Raw genomic sequence first — 26,803 nt, forward strand, 5'->3', positions numbered from 1 at the left:
ATATTAACACCATCTTTACAAATTCACCCCGTAACCGATTGAATATAAATGATTTATCAATTTTACTGTGTAAATTTATAGTAATGAAACATTTTCGCTATATTTTCGCCCCCAATTTGGTTACAGAAATAGGTGCTAGGCCATTTATCCCGCTTAAATGGTGACTTAACGCAATAATAATAGGAACGCACATGGAACAATGATAATTGGTCTTACCAATAATCACATTGCACCATTCTGGTGTAAGCCAGCTATATTATGCACCACGCTGGCGTTTTGAGTTGGAATAAGACAATTACTTTACTAATTGGTAAATTTTACGGCGCTAAATTTATGCTGCTCAATTTTAAATCAAGTTAATAAGTTTTACTGAGGACAGAGGTGAATTTGGCGTGCATACGTATGCAGAGTTTTTACAGTATCACACCCTTCACGTATGCTTTTGACATTCCGGCAACATATACGACTAATGGTTGCCTTATAGTTTACACACTCTGAGTGTCACGATGGAGAAAAACATGGCTCAAAAGCAGTGGTATAAAGGTGCGGTTATTTATCAAGTGTATCCGCGCAGTTTCCAAGACACCAATGGCGATGGCATTGGTGATATCAAAGGTATCATTGATCGCATTGATTATATTAAAAGCCTAGGTGTTGATGCTATTTGGGTTTCACCTTTCTTTAAATCACCAATGAAAGACTTTGGTTATGACATCAGTGACTATCGTGATATCGACCCATTGTTTGGTAACCTTGATGATTTTGATGAACTCATTGCACAAGCTCACCAACGTGATATTAAGATCATTATTGATCAGGTATTGAGCCATACCTCAGATCAACATCAATGGTTCCTTGATAGCCGTGAAGATAAGATCAACGATAAAGCAGATTGGTACGTGTGGGCAGATGCCAAACCTGACGGTACACAACCAAATAACTGGTTATCTATTTTTGGTGGTCCTGCATGGCAGTGGGAACCGCGTCGTGGTCAATATTATTTACATAACTTTTTGACTGAACAACCTGATTTAAACTTCCATAATCCAGAGGTACGTAAAGCTGTATTAGACAATGTTGAGTTTTGGCTAAACAAAGGTGTTGATGGTTTCCGCTTAGATGCAATTAACTTTTGCTATCACGATGCGCAATTACGTGACAACCCGGCTAAGCCACCAGAAAAACGTCAAGGTCGTGGTTTTAGCGAAGACAACCCGTACGCTTTCCAATATCACTACTATAATAATACACAACCTGAAAACCTGACTTTTATGCAGGACATTCGTGCCCTACTAAACAAGTACCCTGGTACCGTTGCATTAGGCGAAATTTCATCTGAAGATTCACTCGCAACCATGGCTGAATACACATCAGGTGGTGACAAACTTCACATGGGTTATAGCTTTGAGCTACTGACTAACGACTATAGCGCTAAATATATCCGTACAACAGTGAGTACTCTTGAGCAACGCATGACTGAAGGTTGGCCATGTTGGGCATTTAGTAACCATGATGTAGAACGCGTTGCTAGCCGCTGGAGTAAAGGTGAAAAAATTGATCCTCAGCAATGTAAGATGCTAACAGCTTTACTTGCTTCGTTACGTGGTAGCGTGTGTATGTACCAAGGTGAAGAGCTTGGTTTAGGTGAAGCTGAAGTCGCATTTGAAGACTTACAAGACCCATACGGCATTACATTCTGGCCAAACTTTAAAGGCCGTGATGGTTGTCGTACACCGATGCCGTGGAATGCTGCAGATGTAGAGCAAGCAGGCTTCTCAACAGTAAAACCTTGGTTACCTGTAGGCGATGCGCACAAATCAGTTGCGGTGAGTACGCAAGATCAAGATAAAGATTCTATTTTGAATGCCTACCGTGAATTTATGGCATGGCGTAAAGATAAGAACGTACTGCTTGAAGGCGACATTGAATTTATCGATACACAAGAGCCAGTACTTGCTTTTTATAGAACGCTTAACGACACTAAAATGCTTTGTGCATTCAACTTAGGTGCTAAAAGTAGCGAACTGACACTCTCTGATACTGTGTCTTCACAGCATACTGAGCTTTCTCATCACACAGCTGAATTAAACAATAATACAGTCACTCTGCCCGGGTTTGGTTGCTTTTATGCAACTCTGAATTAAAAATCAGTTGTTAAAACCAAGCCCTGCAATGCAGGGCTTTTTTATAACTAATCGTGGTATTAATGGTTCATGGTTTTACTATTAATGTAATCTGTAAGAGCAAACAACACCCCCGACACCACAAACGTGACATGAATTAACACCTTCCAGAGTAACTCATCTGTTGAATGGTTGTTTGAGCTAATAAATACCTTTAAAAGCTCCACAGCCGAGATTGCAACAATTGCACTAATCAACTTCATCTTAAGGCCAGAGAAACCAACCTTGCCCATCCAAACTGGTCTATCTTCATGGTTTTCTATATTTAATTTTGAAACAAAGTTTTCATAACCACTAAAAATAATAATAAGCAAAAGCCCAGCTAGTAGCGCAGTGTCAACTAAAGTCAAAATACCTACCAAAAGCTCTTGGTTTGACGCAGTGAACGTATTTAAAGCCATGCTGTATAAATATTTAAAGAACTTTAGCAGCAGTAATACCACAGCGACTAATAAGCCAATAAAGAATGGCGCTAGTAACCAACGCGAGCGAAAAATAAAACTCTCTACAACTTGTTCTAGTTTGGTTGGTACTTTCTTTGTTTTTGAATGAGTCCCTTGTTCAGACATAAGTTAGTTCACTTTTCTTTTAAAATTAGCGCGATAATACGTGTTTTGACCTTACGATTACCAGCATTAGAGGCAAAATAGTGGTTATTTTTTGCTTATCTTTACGATAAAAAAATTTCGTTATCTTTTTTTGAAATTTAGTTTATAAATTCACTCAAGCAAAGTGACATACACATTGCGCACCATTACTGTGCATTTAGCCAGTGATAATTAATTTTTTGATTAGGAATAATTAAATGAAAAAAGCATTGCTAGCACTAATTTTGGCACCTGTTTTAAGCGTGTCAGCAACGAATGCAATCGCTAACGAAGCACCTGAAGCATCAGCTGAAATGATCAAAGAATACACTGAAATGTGTTTAAACTGGGCAAAAGATGATGACATCAGCAACGAAGAATTAAAGCCATACGTATTAAAATGTGTAAACGATGAGCTTGAAGCTGAAGGCTATAAAAAAGTAAAAGACGTACAAATCTAATTTTACGTTTACTTAGAATATGAAAAAACCGGAATGACACAATGATGTGCGTTCCGGTTTTTTATTTGCATCTCAAATTAACAATAAGTTTGCACGACATTACGCCGCGACTTCGATTATATAATCTGGCGATTTATTTTTTGGCTGCTGTTTTTTTCTTAGCAGGCGCTTTCTTTTTACTTTCTTCTACCCATTTACCATTTTGGTAGTGGGCGGTCCAACCTGTGGCTTTGCCATCTACTTCACTCATTACATACTGCTCTTTATTTTTGCGGCTGTAGCGAACGACTGAAGGATTTCCATCAGGATCTTGTGTAGGTGCGTCAGCAAGATAATAAAACTTTTCAGAAATACGATCTCTAAAACGCTTTAATTCTTCCACTTTAGGCGCACGCGTTTCACGTGATTTAGGGAAAGTATTAGCCGCTAAGAAAATACCTGACGCACCATCACGCAGTACAAAATAAGCTTCTGACTTTTCACATTCAAGTTCAGGTAAGTGAACTGGATCTTCTTTTGGTGGCGCAGCTTCACCATTTTTGAGTAACTTACGTGTATTTTTACACTCTTCATTACTACAACCGAAGTACTTACCAAAACGACCAGATTTTAACTGCATGTCTGAGCCACATTTATCACATTCGATAATAGGGCCGTCGTAGCCTTTAATTTTAAAGGTGCCTTGCTCAACGATATAACCCTTACATGCCGGGTTGTTACCACACACATGTAACTTACGTGTTTCGTCAATTAAGTATGAATCCATTGCCGTTTCACAAATTGGGCAACGCTTCATTTGCATTAGAGATTCAGTTTCTACGTCTTCGACATCCGCAGCAATAGCTTCATCGCCTGATACCAAATTCATGGTTGTAGTACAGCGCTCTTTAGGTGGCAAGTTGTAACCAGTACAACCTAAAAATACACCCGTTGATGCGGTACGAATCCCCATCTTACGACCACACGTAGGGCAATCAATATCAGTTTCGACCATTTGGTTTTGACGCATGCCCCCCTGCTCTTCGTCACCTGAGGCAATTTCAAGCTGTGTTGAAAAGTCTGCGTAAAATCTATCAAGTACTTGTGTCCAAACACGCTCACCCTCTGCGATATCATCGAGACGGCCTTCCATCTTAGCGGTAAAGTCAAAGTTCATCAGATCTTCGAAGTTCTCAACTAAGCGGTCTGTAACTATCTCGCCCATTTTTTCAGCGAAGAAGCGGCGATTTTCAACACGCACATAACCACGATCTTGAATCGTAGAGATGATAGATGCATACGTAGATGGACGACCAATGCCACGCTTTTCTAATTCTTTAACTAGGCTCGCTTCACTAAAGCGTGCAGGTGGCTTTGTAAAATGTTGTTTAGGATCTAGCTCAACAAGCGTTAAAACATCACCTTCTTTAACTGCTGGCAGTGATTGATCTTCTTCATTCTTTTTACGAACAGCCGGTTGGACTTTTGTCCAACCATCAAAGCGAAGAACGCGACCTTTAGCTTTTAACTGATATTCGCCAGCACCGACTGTTAAGGTTGTTAAATCGTATTCTGCAGGAACCATTTGACAGGCAACAAACTGGCGCCAAATTAATTCGTAAAGTTTTTTAGCATCTGCTTCAACACCGTCTAAATGACCAGATAGTATGGTAACACTAGAAGGACGGATCGCTTCGTGTGCCTCTTGTGCATTGCCTTTAGAGCTATAACTAATCGGTGCTTTCGGTAAATATTTTTCACCAAATTGTTCTGTCACGTAATCACGACACATTTCAACTGCATCTTTCGATAAGTTAGTTGAGTCGGTACGCATATAGGTAATGTGACCCGCTTCATATAAGCGCTGAGCAAGCATCATGGTTTTCTTAACACCATAACCTAAGCGCGTACTGGCAGCCTGTTGCATGGTTGAAGTAATAAAAGGTGCGCTCGGTTTACTCTTGCTAGGCTTTTCTTCAACGCTAATGACTTTGTAATCAGCTTTTTCGAGTTCACTAACAGCAGACATCGCCTGCTCTTCATTAACTGGCTTAAAAGGCTTGTCAGCGTGTTTAGTAACTTCTAAGCGTAAAGCAGCTTCTGTATTTTTAACATCAGCGTGGATATCCCAAAACTCTTCAGGAATAAATGCTTTGATTTCGCGTTCACGTTCAACAAGTAAACGTACTGCAACAGATTGCACACGACCGGCTGATAAGCCACGTGCTACTTTAGCCCACAGTAATGGCGACACCATAAAACCCACGACGCGGTCAAGAAAACGACGCGCTTGTTGCGCATAAACCATGTCTGTGTTTAGTTCACCGGGTGTTTCAAATGCCTGTTGAATTGCATTTTTAGTAATTTCGTTAAAAACAACTCGCTTATATTTTTCAGGCTCGCCACCAATAATTTGTTCGAGGTGCCATGCAATCGCTTCCCCTTCTCTATCCAAATCGGTTGCGAGATAGATTTTATCGGCGTTTTCAGCAAGTTTCTTTAATTCTTGAACAACTTTCTCTTTGCCCGGTAAGACTTCGTAATGTGGCTCCCAGCCTTTTTCAGGGTCAATACCCATACGAGCAACTAAATTTTTATAGTCGCGTTGCTTTTTATAGGCAGCTTTTTCTTCTGGTGACATTTTTCGAACTTCAGCAGGGGTTTTCGTCGCTGCAGTTTTTGTTTTGCCTGAACCTGAAGTTGGTAGATCACGCACATGCCCAACACTGGACTTTACGATGAAATCGTTACCTAAGTATTTATTAATTGTTTTTGCCTTTGCAGGAGACTCTACAATTACAAGTGATTTGCCCATAGTTGCCTATTTCTGACCGAGTATTTTAAAAGTTTTTTGCCCTTATAAATGTATATCAATCACATTAAACAAATAAGTATGATTTTTATCATTGGAGCACGAATATTTATAGGTATATCTACAAACACCAATTGTTACAAGCTTTTAATAGAAACTTTTCTTCATTGACTGAATAATTAAACAATTTTTGTTGCTAATTTAGTCAATGTGGTGTTTTAAGGTAATTTCAATGGGAATATATAGAACAGCAACAAAAATGCCAACCTTCTGGTTGGCATTTTTAATAAAAATCTTATTTATGGAGCTGCATCATCATATACACGAACTCCAATAGAAGACACTAATCCATTTGGTGCTTCAGCTCTAATTGTAATAAAACCTTGTGTTTTATCATTACGCTGATCGTCTGGCTCATCCAAAATAACAAACGACAAAGATACTGGCGTTACAGATGTTGTATTGGGGAAAGTATAGCCATCATCAGCCCCAGATAAAATACCGTTATCAGTTGTTATTGTAACTGCAGTACCTACAGGCATTGGGTTATTATATATATCAGCGATAAATACCGTTAGGCTTTGTGAATCCGTTAATCCATTCCTAAAATCAACACTTGTTACATTACACATATTATCACCCGCAGAGTTAGTTACAACATCACTCGTTGGATCACTATTCATACGAACAACTGAAGCAATAACTCCAGGAATGGCAGCACAGTCAGGCGCATAAGTCACAACTCGAAATTGAGCCGCGTCATCAGACATCACAATTTCTTGACTACTAAAAATATGAATCAAGCTACGATTGCACACACCCAAAGCATCATCTTCTTCGGTACAAAGTAAACCATCGTATACTCCATTTGCCGTTGTCCATATGCCATCACCATTATAATCAATAAACTCCTCAAACTCGTCACCATCGGAGTTCTCCCTTGAGCAAGGGCCTGCGCCAATTGTGCACTCTTCACCTCCAAAGGTACCATCTTCGTTATTATCAATAAAAGCTTCTGGTCTATCGTTTAAAATGCTAAAAAAGTCTGAAGTGTCGAATAAACCATTGCCATTTTTGTCATTGTAAGATTCTTCACCTTGAGCATAAGCAAGAATTGTTGCTCGACCACCTAGAGGCCTATCAATAGTGCCATCGTTATTAACAATCCCAAGCGGGCATGGCAAGCCACCATCACATTTTTGCAATATAGTGTTTTGATAATAATCATTTGTAAACGGTCTTGGTTCGCTGCTTTCCCATACTACAGAGCATTTACCAGCATCAGTTTGGCAATTTGACTCTATCATGCCCCCTTCTGCAATAAAACTTACAACTGTACCGTCTGGTACTGCATTACCAAAATGATCAGACAAGCGGGCTGTAACTTCCACCTGCGAACCATCAAAATCGAGTGCATGTATATTTGAAGATTCACGCGATATACTAAAACTATTTTGATCTGCAACTCCTGTGCTTATAGCTAGGTTGTCTGAGTGTTTCGTAACTTTTAAAACTTCACCATCAACCGTTTCTTCACTAGTTGCAATTACCTTTACGGGTTGAGGATAAAAGCCAGATTGTACAACAGTTTGCACAATACCTTCCGCATTAGTAAAGCCTGATTCTTGACTTAACTGAACACCACCAACCGTTGTGGAAAGCTCAAAATTAACCGTTCTAGCAGGGAGAGGGTTACCATTGTTATCAACTAACTTGAAGCGTAAAGTTGAAGTTTCTTTGCGATTTGCCCCCCCAGTTCCTTTAAGTGCAATAACGGATTCAGATGAATCTAAAAATTCTATAGAACCTATATTTGACTTCGAAACATTTACTGTAATATTAGCTGTTACAGTTGTACCACCTGTAATAACTGATGCAGTTACTAGGTCACCACCCACACATCCAGTTGCACGATAAGTTGATTGAGCAAGGCCACCAATACTAGTAACGCTTTCGTCTATAACAGCAAGGCCTGCATCAACACATCCAGAGCTGAATTCAACTGCAAGAGGTGAAGTAAATAATTCACCTTCTTTTGTAATTTCAACAGAAATTAATGCTGTAGAGCCCGCTGAAAGTAAGTCGCTATCAGCAAGGTTTGAAGATATTGCAATGTCAACATCAACAGCAGCAATCTGAAACGCCTTAGTTAGACTGCTAGATAATACTGATACTGTAATCTCACCTGCACCTACATCACGTCCAGGTATAATATCTAATAATGCGATACCATTTTCATCAGTAATCGCTGTGCCTGTGCTTGGTGAAATACTACCGATAGTTGAGGTTGCATTTACAAGTACCTGCTCCAATGGTGTAGTTGAACCGCTTTTTAATACTTCAACATACAAGATACCTGACTCTTCATTTGAAAAGCTGGTTACTTCGTCACATAAATTTAGATCACGGCTGTCTCTAAAACCATCTTGACAGTTATTTAATAGTTTAAATGTAATATCTGCAGTATCTTGAGCTGAATCAATTACATCACCACGTGTATAAAAACCAATTGTTACTTCTTGGTTATCATATTGAGCAGTAACAGTACCTGCACCTTCTACTGAACCTGCCGTTAAGTTTAAAGTCGCCACACCATTATCATCTGTTAAGGCAGTACCAAGACTTGGAATTAATCGACCTAATGTCGAAGAGAAACTAACTACCTGATTTGGTACGGCATTACCCTCAGAATCTACAACTAACGCGCGCACTTGTGCACTGTTATCCGCACTAATAGTACTCGTCTCTGTTAAAGTAACAGTTGAGATTAAACTTAATGACATAGAGTAGCTAGCATCACCAGTTTGGACAGGGGCATCTCCTTCCGTTTCATAAGTAAATGAAGGGGAAACAGTTGAATTTTGACTGTCATCTACATAAGTTGCACTAATACTGCCTGCACCTTTTACAGTACCAGCTAATAAATCAATTTCTGCAACCCCCTGAGCATCTGTCATTGCTGTACCATTTGATGGATTCAGTAAGCCCAAGTCGTTGGACAAATTAAATGTAACGAACTGAAATGCCGCAGGTTGCCCATCGAGCGTAACAGTAGCTTGCGCTCGTGCTGGGGAGGTATAACTAATATTTCGAGTAGATTGGTCCGAGCTATCTTTTAAATTGACGACAACCGATGTCTCAACAGGCTGGGCAACTCGCACAGAAAACGCAAAAGGATCGGATACAAAAGTAACATCCTCGACAGTATAACTAAATTCGACCTCGCCAGCCCCCTCATTTCCTCCTGCTAATAATGTTACCGATGCAACCCCATCACTATTCGTTAGAGCAGTTCCTGATGATGGATTCAATTGACCGATCTCATCCAGTAATTGAAATTTAACTCTGACATTAGGTATTGCCAGACCATCGAGAAGGACACTTCCTTGTAAAGTAAGTGGTTCATCCGAACTAACTTCATTTTTTTCTTCACCGTTCGATGCTGACACCCCTTTCAAACTCAAGGTATATTCACCTGAAGTAGTTTGATCTTGTTTACCGTCAGTACTGAAAGCAAATGAATCATTATAAGTAAAATCATTAACAGAGTAACTCGCTGTTAAAACTCCTGCACCAGCAGTTGAACCAGCAAGCAATTCTATTTTCGCTTGGCCATTATTATCCGTTAAAGCAGTTCCTGACTCAGGGTTCAATTCACCAATACCATCAATAAGAGAAAAACTTATTTGTTGGCCAGTAATAGGCTCTCCTTCTCTAAGAACAGTTGCTACGATGTCTAATGGTACATCCGCTGTGACAGCATTATTAGCAATATTAGTCCCCGAGCTAAATCCTTGCAAAGATACCGTATAAGCTTGCTCACTTGTCGAGTCACCATCTCCTTCGCTGCTAAATTCAAAAGTTCCTTCAAACTCAGTTCCTTCAGCTTGGCTATACGTGGCTGTAATTACACCAGCACCTACTTGCGTACCTGCATTCAAAACTACTTCAGCATTACCTTCACTATCAGTTAAAGCTGAAGCTTGGTTTAAAATACCAATATCATCAACGAGAGAAAAGGTGATGCGCTTTCCAGATACATTACCGACAGTACTTTCCAAAATCACTTTAATTGTTAGTGGATCAGCTCCACTTACATTGTTTGACTCTTCCCCTGTAAGACTTGAAAAGCCTTTTAGACTTAAAGTATAACTTGGATTTTCTGAAGAACTTCCATCACCAGAGTCATCACTACTTCCATCCAGTGACCCACCACCGCCACAGGCGGCTAACAATGAGCTGAAAAACAAAATACTTAGCCATCGTAATAAAGGCATCGCCCTCTCCCTAGTTAGCTATTTCTTATTTATATGTATGTTTACCTAATATTAACCTAAAATCAGTCCGAAAATAATCATTTTTTTATTCATTTCTTAACGAATTAATTTAATTATTTATCGAATTTTTCTGTATAAAAATCCTTATGCTGGTAGTCTATGACAAAATTTATAACAAGATAGATTAGGTGTATGTCAAAAGTACGGTCTTTAAGCCTTACATCTCGTATCATGGTTGGTATGGTACTTGGTGTAGTTGTTGGTTTTATCTTTCAAGCCATTTTAGCGGGTGAAGACGATTTCCTTATTCCATTAGGGTTATTCTCTTTACCTATTAAAGCTTTTTTTGTTGATGGTATTTTCCATGTTGGCGGGCAAATATTCATTGCAAGCTTAAAAATGCTTGTGGTGCCTTTAGTATTTGTATCACTTGTTTGTGGAACTTGTAGCTTGAGCGACCCAAAAAAGTTAGGTCGACTAGGTGGTAAGTCTATTTTGCTTTATTTAGCGACAACGGCAATCGCCATTACTGTTGCTATCACCTTGGCGTTATTAGTGAATCCAGGTGAGGGAATCAATTTACCTTCAGATGCTAACTATAGTGCGAAAGAAGCTCCCACCCTTGCGCAAGTCATTATTGGTATGTTCCCTACAAACCCTATTGATGCAATGGCAAGTGGCAACATGCTCCAAGTTATCGTTTTTGCCTTGTTATTTGGTGTTGCGATGGCACTCAGTGGAAAAGCAGGTAAACGTGTGGCCAGTGTTTTTGAAGATTTAAATACCGTAATTTTAAAGCTTGTAACACTGCTTATGAATATTGCACCGTATGGTGTATTTTTCTTAATGGCAAAATTATTTACAACCATTGACTTAAAGCTTATCACTAGCTTGGCCTTATATTTTGGTGTTGTTGTTTTTGCTTTATTATTTCACGGTTTTGTGAATTACAGCCTGTTACTTAAGCTGTTTACAGGTCTAAACCCTGTTACATTTCTAAAGAAAATGAAAAATGCCTGTTTATTTGCATTTAGTACATCAAGCTCAAGCGCAACTATGCCTATTACCCTTGAAACAGCAAATAAAAAGTTAGGTGCTCATAACTCTGTTGCTTCTTTTACCGTGCCCCTTGGCGCAACCATCAACATGGATGGTACGGCGATTATGCAAGGCGTTGCGACTGTTTTTATTTCGCAAGTTTTTGCAGTAGATTTAACGATTTCTGATTATCTGATGGTTATTTTAACCGCAACCCTTGCTTCTGTAGGTACTGCTGGTGTGCCGGGTGTAGGCCTTATTATGTTAGCTATGGTATTAAATCAAGTTGGATTGCCTGTAGAAGGTATTGCTATCATCATTGGTGTCGACCGCTTACTTGATATGACGCGAACCGCTGTTAACGTGACCGGTGACTGCATGGTGACCTGTGTGGTTGCAAAATCTGAAGGTGAGTTTGATGAGGACGTATTTAACGACCCAAATGCCGCTAAAGATTTAGAAGATTACCATAAATCTATTAATTAATTTCACACTAATTAACTCATAAAAAAACCCGCTAAATAATAAGCGGGTTTTTTATACTACTTTCATGTTTTTAAATTTAAGGGTTTAAGCCTTTTAAACGAGACATTAAAGTCACTCCCGCTTTACTTACCCCTGAACTTAATCCGACGGCGAGCTTATCGCTTAAATTCTTTTTAATACGGTATTTTACTTTAAAGATTTGACGTTCTTTAGCTTGACTCAATAAAATGTCATCACTTGTTTCAATCTTATCAACTAAACCTTTATCAAACGCTTGAGTAGCAAACCAATGTTCACCTGTTGCAACAGTATCAATATCTAGAGATGGACGTTGCTCACTCACAAAGGTTTTAAATAAACCGTGGGTTTGTTCAATTTCTTCTTTGAATTTTTCACGACCTTTATCGGTATTTTCACCAAAGATAGTTAGCGTACGCTTGTATTCACCTGCGGTGATTTGCTCAAAATCAACATCATTCTTTTTCAAGATTTTATTAAAGTTAGGAATTTGCGCAATAACACCTATCGAGCCAACAATTGCAAAAGGTGCTGCAACAATCTCATTGGCCACACAGGCCATCATATAACCACCACTTGCTGCTACTTTATCAATAGCAACAGTCAAATGAATTCCTGCATTACGTAAGCGTTGAAGTTGAGAAGCAGCAAGACCATAGCCGTGCACCACACCTCCACCACTTTCAAGGCGAACCAGTACGCGGTCTTTTTCTTTGTCAGCAATGGTTAAAATAGCGGTAATTTCTTCGCGAAGACTTTCGACTTCATGGGCATCAACACTGCCATTGAAATCAATAACATATAAACGCGATTTAGGCTCGTCGTTTTGCTGTTTTTTAGCCTCAGTTTTTTGCTGTTTTTGATGAGCCTTGAGCTCTTTTTTAGAAAGGGTATTTTCGATAAAGCTTTGTTTTAGATCATCAAGTTGCTCACTTAAATCATCAATTGTTATCTCCCCTTTCTTCGCTTTTGGTTTCACTGCTGCGCCCATGATAATGGCAACAATCACTGCAATTGCGATGACAAATGTCAGGGTCTTTGCAAAAAACAACCCGTATTCATATAAAAATTCCAATCAAACTCTCCATTTACTAATACTTCGGCACAATTTACCACGCTTTAAAGCAAAAAAAAGCCACATGATGTGGCTTTTTACTTAATTGGTTATTACGTAATTAATAGCATTTAATTATTCAGTAACAACTTCTGTATTTGTAACTTGAAGATACTGCCCACGACTTGCTAAGAAAGTCGCGATTTGTAATTGCATTTCTGTAGTTGCTGCTGCACTTTCTTCAGCAGTAGCACCTGAATCTTCTGTCGCTGCAGGTGATAATACAGAGCTGTGATGGCCTTTCGTGAATTTAACCACATAGCTCATTGCATCAGCAGTCGGGCCTTGAGTTTCTGCTACAGTTGATAAGCCCATTAGATTAGCAAGAGGTAAGCTACCAGCAATTGGGTTGCTCGCCACCATTGGTGGAATAACCATATCAGCATTGTTGTTAGCACCATCGCCAACCACTACACTCATGTACACTGGCGTGCCAAGCGCTGCAACAGAGGCTGCATAATTTGACGGGTCACCACTATCAAGTGCTGTTTGTGCAGCAAAAGCAAATTGAGTAACCACACTTTGAATGTTTGCTAGTTTTTCTGTTTCGCCTGCCACTGTTAGTGAACCAACATACTCTTTATAAGCACAAGTAACGAAAGCTGTTTGATTAGCTGCAAGTGCACCACAGTTTGATAACGCTTCATTTTGAGCATAAGCACCAAACTCAGCAGATTCAGCTGTACCGGCTGCAAGTAATACAGAGCCTTGAACAAATGGGCCAAATGTATTTGACTCAATTAAGAAACTTGCGATACCACCGCCGCCACTGGCAAGTGCTACGCTTTTAACGTTGAACATTGGATCAACTTGGTCAGCTAGCGGTGCATTAGTAACAGCAACAAATGCTGGGGCAACTACCGAGCCTAATGAATGACCTAAGAATGATACATCTTGCGCATTTAAATCAGCAGCACCGGTAAAGTTAAGACCCAAACGTAAACCAAGTAAATCAGCAACTGATTGACGTAAGCTATCACGGGCTACTAATAATGACTGTAAGTTCATATAGCTTAATACCGAACCAGTAGAGGCATTAAAGTCGTCAGTACCGTCGCCATCTACATCTACACCACGCTCACCATGCATAGGATGATCGATTGCAGCTGTTGCAAAGCCTTGCAGTGTTAATTGTGCAGTAATGGCTAACATATCTTCTTTTTTAGAAGTAATGCCGTGCTGAAGGATAACAACTGGCCAGCCTGTCTCAGGCATGCTCAATGCGTCTAAGCCGAGCTGAGCTCGCACTGCATTAATTACAGGTAAAATTGGTTTAGTAATTTGTACTGGCACATTAGCAATACTTTGTGTTTTTGGAATTGTGTTGTACTTAGTTAAGTGTTTAGTTTGGTCTAAACCTAAATCACGTAACTTGCCTTCACTTAACGCCATACACAGGCCATCAGTTTCGCTAATAGGGTCTGTTGGGAATGAATCACCCGCTGCGGCTGCATAACCTAGTACCGCAACACCGCTATCACATAAACCTTGCCAGTAAGTCGCAGATAAATCATCAACCGTTGTGCCAGTTGGTGTAGCTAAATACATAGGTAACATTACGCTACCTTTTTGATACTGCACACCACCAAACACAGGTGACACACCAGTAATACCTTGTGATGCAAATACTTGCTCAACGGTAATAACGGGTTGATCAGGAATTTGCACCATAGGCGTCGGTAGTGCATCTTGGGTTAAACTTGCAGCAAGAAGCTGCTTAACTGTTCCAAGCACTTGACCTGCTGATTGCATTGTCATCGCTGCTGAGTAAATGATTTCATCTTTTGTGATTGCACCACCTGATGTCACTGCGTTTTCATAGCTATTGATAACCGCTTGAAGTGACTTTTGTGAGTCGGTAATAAGTGTTGCTTCCTCGCTCACGAGTGCATAAGTTGAAGAAGGCTCAATTGAGCGCCCTTCTGAGTCCATTAATGACGTTGTCAAAACATTAATGTAAGTGCTGCCAGCTTTAAATGGCTTAAGTGGGATCACAGCAACCGCATCACCAGAACCTTGTGTGATAAAGTCAACACCGAAAGTAAGTTCAGACACTAATTTACAAGCGATACCAGCTGGTACTTGTGAACAGGTTTCGTCTGTTTGGCTTGCACCCATAACAACTTCAAAAATACGCACAGCGCCTGGTGAAGCAGCAGATGTCATATCAAGAGAGATACCCGAAGGAAAAGTTAAGTCAATTTTAAACGGAGTTTGCGTAGACCAACCATCAAGCGCACCAAGTGCAAGTTGTGGATCAGCATAGGCCGCACGGTCAACACTAACATTGTCGTCGTCTAATTCACCCGGCATATTTAAAGTACCATCAAGCGTACCACTCATAAGTAAATCATTCGGCACTGAGATAACACTATTCGCTGGGTCAAATTTTACTGTCGCGGTTGGGAGAACAGGAGGATTATCATTTTTTACATCTTCTAATGTTTCTCCTCCACCACAGCCAGTAATGGCTGACGCAATGGCTAGTGAGAGTAGCAGTTTTTTCATAATTTCGCTCCGCGCAAATCTTATTGTTATTGTGTGTTCAAAGTTAAAAGTAGTGGTTCTACTACCTTCATTCTAAGTTAATTTAATGTAATTAGGTTATTAATGAGACATTAGACCAGTTAAACTTAACGTAAAGTTTCAATTTTCGCCACCTTAATTTGCAATAAATTCGATAACTTGGCTTTTTGCTATGGTAAAATAGTAAAAAACTTAATCGATGGTACGTTTATGCATACTTATAAAGCCGCAGAGAATGCGCTAAAAGACAAAGTAATTTTAATAACAGGTGCTGGTGACGGCATTGGTCGTGTTGCCGCACTAACTTATGCTAAGCATGGTGCCACTGTTATTTTACTCGGAAAAACAACCAATAAGCTTGAATGTGTTTACGATGAAATTGTAAACGCTGGCTATCCACAACCGGCTATTGTGCCAATGGATTTAAAAGGTGCCACAAAGCAAAACTACCGTGACTTAGCTGCAACCATCGAAATGCAGTTCGGTAAGTTAGACGGCTTACTTAATAATGCAGGTATTTTAGGTTCATTAGGTCCACTTGAGCACTTCTGTGTATCAACATTTGAAAACATCATGAAAGTGAATGTAACTGCACAAGCTATGATCACTAAATTTATGTTCCCTCTGCTTCGAAAATCTGACAGTGCATCTGTTATTTTTACTTCATCTGGGGTGGGTCGACAAGGCCGCGAACACTGGGGTGCGTATGCTATCTCAAAGTTTGCTGTAGAGGGCATGATGCAAACGTGGGCTTGTGAAGTGGGTAAAACCAATATTCGCGTAAACTGTATCAATCCTGGCGCTACCCGCACATCAATGCGTGCATCTGCATACCCTGGTGAAGATAGGGATAAGTTAGCAACACCCGAAGATTTAATGCCAACTTATTTATACTTGATGAGCGACGACTCTAAAGAAGTGAATGGTCAGTCTTTAGATGCTCAACAAAAATAAGCCCGAAACTAATATCTAGACACAAAAAAAGCAGCTTTCGCTGCTTTTTTAATTTTTCGCTTAAATGAAGCGTTTGATAATAAAATCAACTTTTACACGTTTAGCCTGCCCCAATAGCTTTTTAACCGGCGCAGGATAGTCATTCATCGTTTCTAAGTCTTGTGGGCCTGTTAAACGTCGACAGTGCTTTAATATAGCTTGTTTTTCGTTTTCTATTTGTTCAAGGATATGCCGCTTAGGGTCGTCAATTAAAATACCATTTTCGATATCTAAGCCCCATGCCCGTGGATTTAAATTGTGACCACTTAATAAGTGTAATCGCTTATCCGAACAAATCCCCTTCAAGTGGAACGAGTTACTCTCGTGCTTCCAAAGGTAAACATTCAAATTACCATTACTGATGTGGCGTTTTTGTGACTTTAAAAACTTATACAAAATGGTTTCGTATAAATAAGGTAATGCACCAATCTTACTAAACGGCTCACTTGGCGGCAGATAAAAGTCATTGGCAGTTTTATCCCCTACCACAATAGTTACCTGCTTACCTTGCTTTAATAAACGGCGTAATGAACGCATTAATGGTGCAGGAAAGTTAAAGTAAGGGGTATAAAGAACGAGCTCTTGCTCAGTGGTATCGAATAACGATTTAATTAAACGGTTCAGCTTATTACTTCTTCGCCCTAAACCTAAAAATAAACGCACACCCAACTCACCGGCACTGGCTTCTGCAGCGCTTTCATAACTTGCAGATTTAAGTTCACGCATCAATTGCTTTTGCGCCACTTTAATATCATTAAATTGTATCAGTGGGCGCATATCAATTCGCGGTACGGCAACTGAGCTTAACAGATGTGTTTCTATAAATTCGATGACCGAATTACATAATCCAGCTTGGTGAACTAAGAAGTAACGGTCTAAACGATAACGGTCATCTTGCTGAAGATATACATTATTTAAGCTTGCGCCGCTGTATAATAATGTGTCGTCAATCACAAAACCTTTTAAATGCAGTACCCCGAAAAGCTCTTTGGCTTTTACCGGAACACCATGTACTTTCACATTTGATTGATACTGCTCTTGAAAATCACAATACATGCTGGCATTGCCATCAGACTTAGCTGCACCAATTAAACCACGTTGAGCTCGGTGAAAATCAACGAGTACTTTTACTTCTAACTCAGGATTAGCAAGTGATGCCTGATGTAAGGCAGTCAATATTTCTCGTCCTGCTTCATCATCTTGCAAATACAAAGCAGTAATATAAATTCTTTTTTTCGCTGAACCAATTAAACGCAATAGTTCAGTGCGATACTCTTTTGCATTGGTTAAGACCTGTACGTCTTCTGTAGTCAGCCCAAAAGCGGGCTTTTCCTGCCAAAATACCATAATTGCCTGTTAGTTTAGTTAGCTCATACCATGAGCTAATATCAAAATTAGCTAAAACATACCAAAAAAAAATTGCTTGGTCATGAATTACCGTACTTTGATCACAGAACAATTTGTAATTAGCCTATTTTATGAACAAAAATAGGTGTTTAAATTGCATTAAGTAAGGATTATTTGACAGCTTCGCAATTTGACTAAAAAAATAATCGGGGCTTTTGTTTACTTCCGCCTTGTTTTTCTTAGAATCGGGCGCATAGACATCGTATTGAAACGTTTTTAGGAAAAACCATGAGTGACGCAAAACACTGTAAACTATTAATCTTAGGTTCTGGCCCTGCGGGCTACACGGCAGCGGTATACGCAGCCCGTGCTAACCTTAACCCTGTTCTTATCACTGGTATTCAGCAAGGTGGTCAATTAACGACAACTACTGAAGTTGAAAACTGGCCTGGCGATGCACACGGTTTAACAGGTCCTGCATTAATGGACCGTATGAAAGAGCATGCTGAACGTTTCGAAACTGAAATCGTTTTTGATCACATTAATAAAGTTGATGTTTCAAAACGCCCTTTCACTTTAACTGGTGACTCTGGCACATATACATGTGATGCATTAATTATTGCAACTGGCGCGTCAGCTAAATACTTAGGTTTAGAATCAGAAACTAACTTCCAAGGTCGTGGTGTTTCTGCTTGCGCAACCTGTGATGGTTTCTTCTACCGTGGTCAAAAAGTAGCGGTTGTAGGCGGTGGTAACACTGCTGTTGAAGAAGCACTTTACTTATCAAATATTGCTGATGAAGTTCACGTTATCCACCGTCGTGACAGCTTCCGCAGTGAGAAGATCTTAGCTGATCGTTTAAAAGAAAAAGCTGAAAACGGTAACGTTGTTTTACATTACAACCGCACATTAGATGAAGTGCTTGGTGATGAAATGGGCGTTACTGGCATCCGTATTAAAGCAACTGATTCTGAAGAAACAGAAAACTTAGATCTTGCCGGTGTATTCATTGCAATTGGCCACAAGCCAAACACTGACATGTTTGAAGGTCAGCTAGAAATGAAAGACGGCTATTTAGTCGTTCAATCTGGTTTAAACGGTAACGCAACACAAACAAGTGTACCAGGTGTATTTGCTGCAGGTGACGTGTCTGATCACATTTATCGCCAAGCAATCACATCAGCTGGTACTGGCTGTATGGCTGCACTTGATGCTGAGCGCTTTTTAGATAACCTATAAATTAGTTGATCTAAAGCACTAAATACTGGGGGCTGTTGTAAAACAGCCCCTTTTTTATAGCTAAAATTTTGTTAAAATCAGAACAAAGAACAACGACAAGCTGATATGATCAAGCAACTGTACCAACTCTCGCCCGAGACTGTTGATTTTCCAGACCCAGAACTCGCTCTTGATGAGCCCGATGGCCTGCTAGCAATTGGCGGTGACTTATCAGTTGAACGCATTAAAAATGCCTATAACACAGGTGTTTTTCCTTGGTTTAGTGACTATGAGCCCATCATGTGGTGGTCACCTAGCATGCGCGGCGTTGTTGAGCTAAATGAATTTCATGTCAGTCGTAGCTTAAAAAAGCATTTAAAGCGTTTTCCTGTGCGTGTCACCATTAATCACGCATTTGCCCATGTTATCAATGCTTGCCGTGAGCAACGTATCGATGCTGAAGGTACCTGGATCACAGAGCAAATGATGCATGCCTATATTGAAGCGCACCATCAGGGGTTAGCACACAGTCTTGAGATTTGGCATGAAGATGAACTGGTAGCTGGCCTCTATGGCATTATGCAAAACGGTATTTTTTGTGGTGAATCAATGTTCCATCAAGTCAGTAATGGTTCGAAACTGGCGATGTGGGCATTAGTAAATTGGCTTAACAAACATCAAGCCCATTTTATTGATTGCCAACTAGAAAACCCTTATTTAATCACTTTAGGTGCAAAAGTTATCCCACGTAGAGAATTTTTAACTAGACTTAAATTAGCACACAGTTATGTGCCTAAAAAAGATATGTGGCAACCACAAGAGTTGATTAATATTTATGACTGAGCACTTACCCGCTAGGCTTGGTTTAAGCCAGCAATTTGATTGCAGTTATTTACCCGACCGTCAGGAACAACTACTTGTTATACTTGATCCGAGTTGTTATTGCCCTGATAAATTTGAACAATTATTAGCATTAGGCTTTAGACGCAGTGGCGACCAAATCTATCGTCCACATTGCCCTATTTGTAATGCTTGTAATTCAGTGCGCGTTTTAGCCCAACAATTTACTCCTTCAAAATCGCAAAAGCGCAAATTAAATAAAGCAAATAAGGTTTTCACGGTCAGTTATAGTGAGTACGAACGCGCAGAATACTACCCGTTATATTGCAAATACATCACGCAAAGACATCAAGATGGTTCAATGTTTCCGCCTGACCAAAGTCAGTACGAAAGCTTTTTGTTTTGCCAGTGGCTACCCGTTACATTTATAGAGTTAAGAGATGGCGATAAGTTAGTTGCCGTTGCGGTAACCGACTGTATGACCAATGCCCTATCAGCGATTTATACCTTTTTTGATCCCGACTATGAGCAATACAGTATCGGTAGCATCATGATCATGGAACAAATTAAATTTGCAAAACAACAAGCAAAACAATTTGTCTATTTAGGCTACCAAATCGACGAATGCACTAAAATGAAATATAAAACCCAATTTTTGCCTGCACAAAAGCACATTGGCGACGAGTGGTTGGCGATTTAATTTACAAAATTGAGCCCTGTAGCTTTACTTATTGCAGTATTTTCGGCAAAATCTGCAGCGTTTAACTATTAAAGAGGTGTTACGCTAAACATGGCGAAAGAAGACGTAATCGAAATGCAAGGTACGGTCCTTGATACTTTACCAAATACAATGTTCCGAGTTGAGCTAGAAAATGGTCACGTTGTTGTGGCTCATATCTCTGGTAAAATGCGCAAAAACTACATCCGCATCTTAACTGGTGACAAAGTAACCGTAGAAATGACTCCTTACGATTTATCGAAAGGTCGCATCGTATTCCGTGCTCGCTAAGTTAGTGCGTTAACGAGAGATTTAGCTTTTTGCTGCTTTGAATGAGCAGGTGTGTTTATTACAAAGAGCTAAAAGCGTTTGTTAAATGGTGTTCAAACTAACTTAGTTTTAATTCCATTTAATAAACAAAAAGCCCAGCAATTGCTGGGCTTTTTGTTTCAGCTTGATAAATTAAGCCGTTTCTAAGCTAGTCTCAAAGTCAAAGTGGATTTTCTTGTCCTTAACCGAAACCTTGACTGAACCACCATCGGCTAGCTCACCAAACAAGATTGCATTTGCCAGCGGCTTTTTAAGCTCATCTTGGATAACACGTGCCATCGGACGTGCCCCCATTGCTTTATCGTAACCTTTATCTGCCAACCACTCTCTTGCTTTGGATGTAAGCTCAAGATTAACCGACTTCTTATCAAGTTGCGCTTGTAACTCAACAATGAACTTATCAACCACTTGCAAGATAATCTCTTTCTCAAGGTGATTAAACCAAATGATGTTATCTAAACGGTTTCTAAACTCAGGTGAAAACACTTTGTTGATTTCACTCATCGCATCATGAGAATGGTCTTGCTCAGTAAAGCCAATTGACTTACGTACAGTCTCTTGAACACCCGCATTCGTCGTCATCACCAATACTACATTTCTGAAATCGGCTTTACGACCGTTATTATCAGTAAGTGTACCGTGATCCATTACTTGCAGTAGAATGTTGTAAATATCTGAATGTGCTTTTTCAATTTCGTCTAGTAGTACAACTGCATGCGGATTTTTAATTACCGCTTCAGTTAATAAACCACCTTGCTCAAAACCTACATAGCCAGGAGGTGCACCAATTAGACGACTGACCGCATGACGTTCAACATATTCAGACATATCAAAACGAATAAACTCAACACCCATACACTTAGCAAGCTGCTTAGTAACTTCTGTTTTACCAACTCCTGTTGGGCCTGCAAATAAGAACGAACCCACTGGTTTATCTTCGTTAGCAAGACCTGAGCGTGATAAGCGAATTGCTGAAGTCAACGCATCGATTGATTGGTCTTGACCAAACACTAGCATCTTCAGGTTACGATCAAGGTTTTTAAGTGTTTCTTTATCGCTTGACGAAACGCTTTGCTGAGGGATACGCGCCATCTTAGATACAATTAGCTCGATATCAGCCACGCCAATTGTTTTCTTACGTTTAGAAACTGGCTGTAAACGTTGATTAGCACCAGCCTCATCAATAACATCAATAGCCTTGTCTGGTAAGTGACGTTCATTTATGTATTTAGCACTAAGTTCTGCAGCTGCTTTCAATGCTTTTTGTGTGTAACGAATACCATGGTGCTCTTCGTAACGCTCTTTTAAGCCGTTAAGAATCTTCGTGGTATCAGCCACACTTGGTTCAAGCACATCAATTTTTTGGAAACGACGTACTAGCGCACGGTCTTTTTCAAAGATATTCTTGAACTCATTATAAGTAGTCGAGCCCATGCAGCGCAGTTTACCACTTGAAAGTAGCGGTTTGATTAGGTTCGATGCATCCATTACCCCGCCCGATGCTGCACCGGCGCCAATGATGGTATGAATTTCATCAATAAATAAAATTGAACCTGGTTTAGCCTGTAACTCTTTAAGTAGCGATTTGAAACGTTTTTCGAAGTCGCCACGGTATTTAGTACCCGCTAATAACGCGCCCATGTCGAGTGAGTAGACCACTGCATCGGCAATCACTTCAGGTACTTCTTTGTTTACAATACGATAAGCTAGGCCTTCAGCTATGGCTGTTTTACCCACCCCTGCTTCACCAACCAATAGCGGGTTATTTTTCTTACGACGACATAACACTTGTACTGTGCGTTCAACTTCGTTGTCGCGGCCCACTAATGGGTCAATATTGCCATCAATGGCCTGTTGATTCAGGTTGGTCGTGAAGTTTTCAAGCTTAGTTGGCTCTTCACCTTGCACTTCTTGCACTTCTTCATGAATGTCATCGTGATCTTCACCGCCAATGTCGTCATCTGTTTTAGAAATACCATGCGAAATAAAGTTAACAATATCCAAACGATTAACATCTGATTTTTTAAGTAAATAAACTGCTTGGCTCTCTTGTTCAGAAAAAATTGCCACTAGCACATTCACGCCAGTAACTTCGTTTTTGCCTGATGACTGCACGTGAAATACAGCGCGCTGTAATACACGCTGAAAACCTAACGTCGGTTGTGTTTCTCTGTCTTCCTCAAGATCAGGAATAACCGGTGTTGTTTCGTCAATAAAATCTGATAATTCGACTTTTAATGCGCCCATATCTACGCCGCAGGCGTTAAGCGCTTCCCCAGCAGAAGGGTTATCGAGCAGTGCAAGTAAAAGATGCTCGACGGTCATAAATTCATGACGACGTGTTCTCGCTTCGCGAAACGCCGCATTTAAGGTTAGTTCTAAGTCTTTGTTTAGCATTGGCAACCCCTTACTGAGATAATATTTATATACCGTTGTGACGGGCTAATTAGTTCACCCTACCTTGGTATTTATTCCTGCTCACAACTACATAGCAGTGGATGCTCGTTGTCTCGTGCGTAACGATTAACTTGTTCAGCTTTGGTATGAGCTACATCGGCGCTGTAAACACCGCATATCGCTTTACCATTATGATGAACTTGAAGCATCACATCTGTTGCTCTATCGCTATCCATATTAAAAAACGTCATTAGTACTTCTATCACAAAGTCCATAGGCGTGTAATCATCATTATTTAAAATGACCTTATATTTTCGCGGTGGTTGCAATTTTTGCTTTTCACTATCGCGAACCGTTTCAATAACACCAGAATCTTTCATGCCACTCATAATTAAATATAGTCTTGTCTTTAGAACTCAAGCAAACTTGAATAAAAAAATAAATAAATTGTTAAAAAATAGTCTAAAACACTTGACTGACTGGCTAAATAAACTACAGTCAAATATAGATTGATTAATCATTAGTCAGTCTAGCAAATTACACGGTTTAGAATAACTAAATTAGTCAACTTATAGAAGGATGTAGAAGTATGGCTTGTGGAAAAGTCAAATGGTTCAACAATGCCAAAGGTTTTGGCTTCATCGTAGAAGACGGCAGCGAGACTGATATCTTCGCTCATTACTCAACGATTGTAATGGACGGTTATAAAACACTTAAAGCTGGTCAAGATGTAACATTCGAATTGCAACAAGGTCCAAAAGGGTTGCACGCAACGAATATTGCGCCTAACGATGAAATCTCTTAGGTAAAACCTATTCGAGTATCAAGCGAGCGACCTTGTTAAGTTCCTCGCTTACTCTTCCACTAAAATTTATCCTTACACTTACCTTGAAATTCCATTTGTTTACCCCAATTGATTAATTGTTATTAGCCCTTTAGAGCCAAGCTTGTTACACTCTTGTTGCTTAAATTTAGCTTTTTCGTCATTTTGACGTAAGGCTTTTGGCTAATTTCATGATTTGCTTATTTGAGCTATAAGAATTTTACAGTCTGTCAGCTGTGGTTATTTTAATACTTTGTATTGAGTGGCAACAGCTAACAGACTGCTTGCTGTTGTTTTATCAAGGTACCTAAAGCTTGGTAATTCAAAGCTATCTATTGCATTGTTGAATATGGCTAATTAAGGGTTACTGTTAGCAGTCATTACCAAACATTACGCCAACTATCTAGGAATGATGATGACATCAAAAATTATCTATACTAAAACAGATGAAGCGCCAGCTCTTGCGACGTATTCATTGTTACCAATCATCCAAGCGTATACAAACGCTGCTGGTGTTGAAGTTGAAACTCGCGATATTTCATTAGCGGGTCGTGTAATTGCAAACTTCCCTGAGTACTTAACTGAAGATCAACGTATTGATGATGCACTTGCAGAATTAGGTGAAATGGCTAAAACACCTGAAGCTAACATTATCAAACTACCCAATATCAGTGCTTCTATCCCTCAGCTACGTGCAGTAATCAAAGAGTTACAAGAAAAAGGTTACGCACTACCTGACTACCCTTCAGAGCCAAAAACTGATGAAGAAAAGAAAGTTAAAGCAACTTACGACAAAATCAAAGGTTCTGCTGTAAACCCTGTACTTCGTGAAGGTAACTCTGACCGTCGTGCTCCTGGTTCAGTAAAAGAATATGCGCGTAACAATCCACACTCAATGGGCGCATGGAGCAAAGATTCAAAGTCTTACGTTGCTAGCATGGAAGACGGTGACTTCTTCGGTTCAGAGCAATCAGTCACTGTTGAACAAGCAACTGACGTACGTATCGAGCATGTTGCTGAAAATGGTGATATCACAGTTCTTAAAGCAAGCACACCATTACTAGCAGGTGAAGTAATTGACGCTTCGCGAATGAGTGCTGCTAAGCTTCAAGCTTTCCTTGCAAAAGAAATTCAAGCAGCAAAAGACAAAGGCGTGTTGTTCTCATTACATATGAAAGCAACGATGATGAAAGTGTCTGACCCAATCATCTTCGGTCACGCTGTAAAAGTTTTCTTCAAAGACGTTTTCACAAAACACGCTGATCTTTTCAAAGAGCTAGATGTTGACGTAAACAACGGCTTTGGTGATGTATTCTCAAAAATCGAAAGCCTAGATGCAGCTAAAAAAGCTGAAATCGAAGCGGATATCCAAGCGGTATACGACAACAACCCTGCTATTGCAATGGTTGATTCTGACCGTGGTATCACGAACCTTCACGTACCAAGTGATGTGATCATCGATGCATCAATGCCTGCTGCAATCCGTTCTAGCGGCCAAATGTGGAATAGCGAAGGTAAATTACAAGACACTAGCTTTGTCATTCCAGATCGTTGTTACTCAGGTGTTTACCAAGCAACTATCGATTTCTGTAAAGAAAACGGTGCATTCGATCCAACTACTATGGGTAGCGTACCTAACGTTGGTCTTATGGCTCAAAAAGCTGAAGAGTACGGTTCACATGACAAAACGTTCGAAGTAGCAGCAGCTGGTACAATCCGTGTTGTAGACACAGCTGGTACAACTTTACTTGAGCATGCTGTTGAGCAAGGCGATATCTGGCGTATGTGTCAGGTTAAAGATGCACCAATTCAAGATTGGGTTAAACTTGCTGTTAACCGTGCTCGCGCAACGAGCACGCCAGCAGTTTTCTGGTTAGACGAAAACCGTGCTCACGATGCTGAGTTAATCAAAAAAGTAAACGCGTATCTGCCAAACCACGATACTGATGGTCTTGAAATCCACATTTTAGCACCTGTTGAAGCAACTAAATTCTCTTTAGAGCGCATCAAAGAAGGTAAAGACACTATTTCAGTAACTGGTAACGTACTACGTGACTACCTAACTGACTTATTCCCAATCCTTGAGCTTGGTACAAGTGCTAAAATGCTTTCAATCGTACCACTTATGAATGGTGGTGGTTTATTCGAAACAGGTGCCGGTGGTTCTGCGCCTAAGCACGTTCAACAATTCGAAAAAGAAAACCACTTACGTTGGGATTCATTAGGTGAATTCTTAGCACTAGCAGCTTCTTTAGAGCACTTAGCAGTTAATGCTGGTAATAAGAAAGCACAAGTTCTTGCTGATACGCTTGATAAAGCGACAGGTACTTTCCTAGCGGAAAACAAATCACCTTCACGTAAAGTCAAAGAGATTGATAACCGTGGTTCGCACTTCTTCCTTTCATTATTCTGGGCACAAGAACTTGCTGCACAAAATGATGACGCGGAATTAAAAGCACAGTTCACGCAAATTGCTGCTGATCTTGAGTCTCAAAAAGATCAAATCGTTGCTGAATTAAACGATGCACAAGGTCCTGCTATGAGTGTTGGTGGTTACTTCCAACCAAATGATGAGTTAGCATTCAAAGCGATGCGCCCAAGCTCTACATTTAATGATATATTAGCAAAGTTAGTTTAATCTCAAACTAAGCTTACG

18 protein-coding genes are annotated in these 26,803 nt (G+C 40.0%); 10 read left to right on the forward strand and 8 right to left on the reverse strand.

The genetic code is table 11. From position 1 onward, the window contains the following. Positions 1-518 precede the first annotated feature (518 nt). On the forward strand, positions 519-2,144 hold the full coding sequence (locus tag JIG37_RS14900) for an alpha-glucosidase family protein (RefSeq protein WP_199529715.1): 1,626 nt from the start codon (positions 519-521) through the stop codon (positions 2,142-2,144). A gap of 59 nt (positions 2,145-2,203) precedes the next feature. Here the strand turns inward: JIG37_RS14900 and JIG37_RS14905 are convergent, their stop codons facing one another. Next, a complete protein-coding gene (locus JIG37_RS14905; protein ID WP_054551457.1) occupies positions 2,204-2,752 on the reverse strand; it encodes a TIGR00645 family protein in 549 nt (182 codons plus the stop codon). 236 nt (positions 2,753-2,988) lie between these two features. On the opposite strand from JIG37_RS14905, the gene JIG37_RS14910 reads away from it, so the two are divergent. Further along, complete coding sequence (locus JIG37_RS14910; protein ID WP_054551458.1) at positions 2,989-3,231, forward strand: hypothetical protein; 243 nt, start codon at positions 2,989-2,991, stop codon at positions 3,229-3,231. A 133-nt stretch (positions 3,232-3,364) separates the two neighbouring features. Here the strand turns inward: JIG37_RS14910 and topA are convergent, their stop codons facing one another. Together topA and JIG37_RS14920 are read right to left on the reverse strand one after the other, a co-directional pair. Beyond that, a complete protein-coding gene (topA, locus tag JIG37_RS14915) occupies positions 3,365-6,025 on the reverse strand; it encodes a type I DNA topoisomerase (protein WP_199529716.1) in 2,661 nt (886 codons plus the stop codon). A 296-nt stretch (positions 6,026-6,321) separates the two neighbouring features. After that, positions 6,322-10,299, reverse strand: a complete 3,978-nt coding sequence (locus JIG37_RS14920) for an Ig-like domain-containing protein (protein ID WP_199529717.1) — start codon at positions 10,297-10,299, stop codon at positions 6,322-6,324. Positions 10,300-10,491: 192 nt separating this feature from the next. Between JIG37_RS14920 and JIG37_RS14925 the strand changes: the two genes are divergently transcribed. After that, the gene (locus JIG37_RS14925) at positions 10,492-11,823 is read left to right on the forward strand and encodes a dicarboxylate/amino acid:cation symporter (protein ID WP_199529718.1); all 1,332 of its coding nucleotides are present in this window, start codon (positions 10,492-10,494) and stop codon (positions 11,821-11,823) included. 76 nt (positions 11,824-11,899) lie between these two features. On the opposite strand, the gene sohB is transcribed toward JIG37_RS14925, so the two are convergent. Both sohB and JIG37_RS14935 read right to left on the reverse strand, forming a co-directional pair. Next, on the reverse strand, positions 11,900-12,916 hold the full coding sequence (sohB, locus tag JIG37_RS14930; RefSeq protein WP_199529719.1) for a protease SohB: 1,017 nt from the start codon (positions 12,914-12,916) through the stop codon (positions 11,900-11,902). Between the two features lie 114 nt (positions 12,917-13,030). Further along, the gene (locus JIG37_RS14935; RefSeq protein ID WP_199529720.1) at positions 13,031-15,463 is read right to left on the reverse strand and encodes a VolA/Pla-1 family phospholipase; all 2,433 of its coding nucleotides are present in this window, start codon (positions 15,461-15,463) and stop codon (positions 13,031-13,033) included. Positions 15,464-15,691: 228 nt separating this feature from the next. Between JIG37_RS14935 and JIG37_RS14940 the strand changes: the two genes are divergently transcribed. After that, a complete protein-coding gene (locus JIG37_RS14940) occupies positions 15,692-16,435 on the forward strand; it encodes a YciK family oxidoreductase (RefSeq protein ID WP_054562005.1) in 744 nt (247 codons plus the stop codon). A 60-nt stretch (positions 16,436-16,495) separates the two neighbouring features. Here JIG37_RS14940 and pssA read toward each other — a convergent pair whose 3' ends face one another. Beyond that, positions 16,496-17,821 carry a CDP-diacylglycerol--serine O-phosphatidyltransferase gene (gene pssA / locus JIG37_RS14945; RefSeq protein WP_199529721.1) on the reverse strand — a complete coding sequence of 442 codons (1,326 nt, stop codon included), beginning with the start codon at positions 17,819-17,821 and terminating at the stop codon, positions 16,496-16,498. Between the two features lie 288 nt (positions 17,822-18,109). On the opposite strand from pssA, the gene trxB reads away from it, so the two are divergent. The 4 genes from trxB (at position 18,110) to infA (ending at position 20,888) form a co-directional block, all read left to right on the forward strand. Beyond that, positions 18,110-19,060, forward strand: a complete 951-nt coding sequence (gene trxB, locus JIG37_RS14950) for a thioredoxin-disulfide reductase (protein ID WP_054551466.1) — start codon at positions 18,110-18,112, stop codon at positions 19,058-19,060. A 105-nt stretch (positions 19,061-19,165) separates the two neighbouring features. Next, complete coding sequence (gene aat, locus JIG37_RS14955; RefSeq protein WP_199529722.1) at positions 19,166-19,882, forward strand: leucyl/phenylalanyl-tRNA--protein transferase; 717 nt, start codon at positions 19,166-19,168, stop codon at positions 19,880-19,882. Beyond that, on the forward strand, positions 19,875-20,579 hold the full coding sequence (locus JIG37_RS14960; RefSeq protein WP_054551468.1) for an arginyltransferase: 705 nt from the start codon (positions 19,875-19,877) through the stop codon (positions 20,577-20,579). Before aat ends, JIG37_RS14960 begins: the two co-directional genes overlap by 8 nt. Positions 20,580-20,669: 90 nt before the next feature. Continuing rightward, positions 20,670-20,888 (forward strand): translation initiation factor IF-1, encoded by a 219-nt coding sequence (gene infA / locus JIG37_RS14965; protein WP_002962494.1) that lies wholly within the window; start codon positions 20,670-20,672, stop codon positions 20,886-20,888. A 171-nt stretch (positions 20,889-21,059) separates the two neighbouring features. Here the strand turns inward: infA and clpA are convergent, their stop codons facing one another. Continuing rightward, the gene (gene clpA / locus JIG37_RS14970; RefSeq protein WP_054561665.1) at positions 21,060-23,324 is read right to left on the reverse strand and encodes an ATP-dependent Clp protease ATP-binding subunit ClpA; all 2,265 of its coding nucleotides are present in this window, start codon (positions 23,322-23,324) and stop codon (positions 21,060-21,062) included. Positions 23,325-23,395: 71 nt separating this feature from the next. After that, positions 23,396-23,704 carry an ATP-dependent Clp protease adapter ClpS gene (gene clpS, locus JIG37_RS14975; RefSeq protein ID WP_161804337.1) on the reverse strand — a complete coding sequence of 103 codons (309 nt, stop codon included), beginning with the start codon at positions 23,702-23,704 and terminating at the stop codon, positions 23,396-23,398. A gap of 209 nt (positions 23,705-23,913) precedes the next feature. Here clpS and cspD point away from each other — a divergent pair, with 209 nt between their 5' ends. Both cspD and JIG37_RS14985 read left to right on the forward strand, forming a co-directional pair. Next, positions 23,914-24,129, forward strand: a complete 216-nt coding sequence (cspD, locus tag JIG37_RS14980; protein WP_036968098.1) for a cold shock domain-containing protein CspD — start codon at positions 23,914-23,916, stop codon at positions 24,127-24,129. A 433-nt stretch (positions 24,130-24,562) separates the two neighbouring features. Beyond that, positions 24,563-26,785 (forward strand): NADP-dependent isocitrate dehydrogenase, encoded by a 2,223-nt coding sequence (locus tag JIG37_RS14985; protein WP_054551471.1) that lies wholly within the window; start codon positions 24,563-24,565, stop codon positions 26,783-26,785. Positions 26,786-26,803 lie beyond the last annotated feature (18 nt).

The sequence above is a fragment of the Pseudoalteromonas sp. bablab_jr010 genome (assembly GCF_016464105.1).
Classification (GTDB): domain Bacteria; phylum Pseudomonadota; class Gammaproteobacteria; order Enterobacterales; family Alteromonadaceae; genus Pseudoalteromonas; species Pseudoalteromonas simplex.

What these genes read in the sequence shown, in the direction of transcription:
- JIG37_RS14985 (WP_054551471.1), top strand. Translation starts at nt 24,563, where the DNA reads ATGACATCAAAAATTATCTATACTAAAACAGATGAAGCGCCAGCTCTT.
- JIG37_RS14920 (WP_199529717.1), bottom strand. Translation starts at nt 10,299, where the DNA reads ATGCCTTTATTACGATGGCTAAGTATTTTGTTTTTCAGCTCATTGTTA.
- clpS (WP_161804337.1), bottom strand. Translation starts at nt 23,704, where the DNA reads ATGAAAGATTCTGGTGTTATTGAAACGGTTCGCGATAGTGAAAAGCAA.
- pssA (WP_199529721.1), bottom strand. Translation starts at nt 17,821, where the DNA reads ATGGTATTTTGGCAGGAAAAGCCCGCTTTTGGGCTGACTACAGAAGAC.
- topA (WP_199529716.1), bottom strand. Translation starts at nt 6,025, where the DNA reads ATGGGCAAATCACTTGTAATTGTAGAGTCTCCTGCAAAGGCAAAAACA.
- JIG37_RS14935 (WP_199529720.1), bottom strand. Translation starts at nt 15,463, where the DNA reads ATGAAAAAACTGCTACTCTCACTAGCCATTGCGTCAGCCATTACTGGC.
- aat (WP_199529722.1), top strand. Translation starts at nt 19,166, where the DNA reads ATGATCAAGCAACTGTACCAACTCTCGCCCGAGACTGTTGATTTTCCA.
- JIG37_RS14925 (WP_199529718.1), top strand. Translation starts at nt 10,492, where the DNA reads ATGTCAAAAGTACGGTCTTTAAGCCTTACATCTCGTATCATGGTTGGT.
- clpA (WP_054561665.1), bottom strand. Translation starts at nt 23,324, where the DNA reads ATGCTAAACAAAGACTTAGAACTAACCTTAAATGCGGCGTTTCGCGAA.
- infA (WP_002962494.1), top strand. Translation starts at nt 20,670, where the DNA reads ATGGCGAAAGAAGACGTAATCGAAATGCAAGGTACGGTCCTTGATACT.
- JIG37_RS14900 (WP_199529715.1), top strand. Translation starts at nt 519, where the DNA reads ATGGCTCAAAAGCAGTGGTATAAAGGTGCGGTTATTTATCAAGTGTAT.
- JIG37_RS14905 (WP_054551457.1), bottom strand. Translation starts at nt 2,752, where the DNA reads ATGTCTGAACAAGGGACTCATTCAAAAACAAAGAAAGTACCAACCAAA.
- JIG37_RS14910 (WP_054551458.1), top strand. Translation starts at nt 2,989, where the DNA reads ATGAAAAAAGCATTGCTAGCACTAATTTTGGCACCTGTTTTAAGCGTG.
- JIG37_RS14960 (WP_054551468.1), top strand. Translation starts at nt 19,875, where the DNA reads ATGACTGAGCACTTACCCGCTAGGCTTGGTTTAAGCCAGCAATTTGAT.
- cspD (WP_036968098.1), top strand. Translation starts at nt 23,914, where the DNA reads ATGGCTTGTGGAAAAGTCAAATGGTTCAACAATGCCAAAGGTTTTGGC.
- trxB (WP_054551466.1), top strand. Translation starts at nt 18,110, where the DNA reads ATGAGTGACGCAAAACACTGTAAACTATTAATCTTAGGTTCTGGCCCT.
- JIG37_RS14940 (WP_054562005.1), top strand. Translation starts at nt 15,692, where the DNA reads ATGCATACTTATAAAGCCGCAGAGAATGCGCTAAAAGACAAAGTAATT.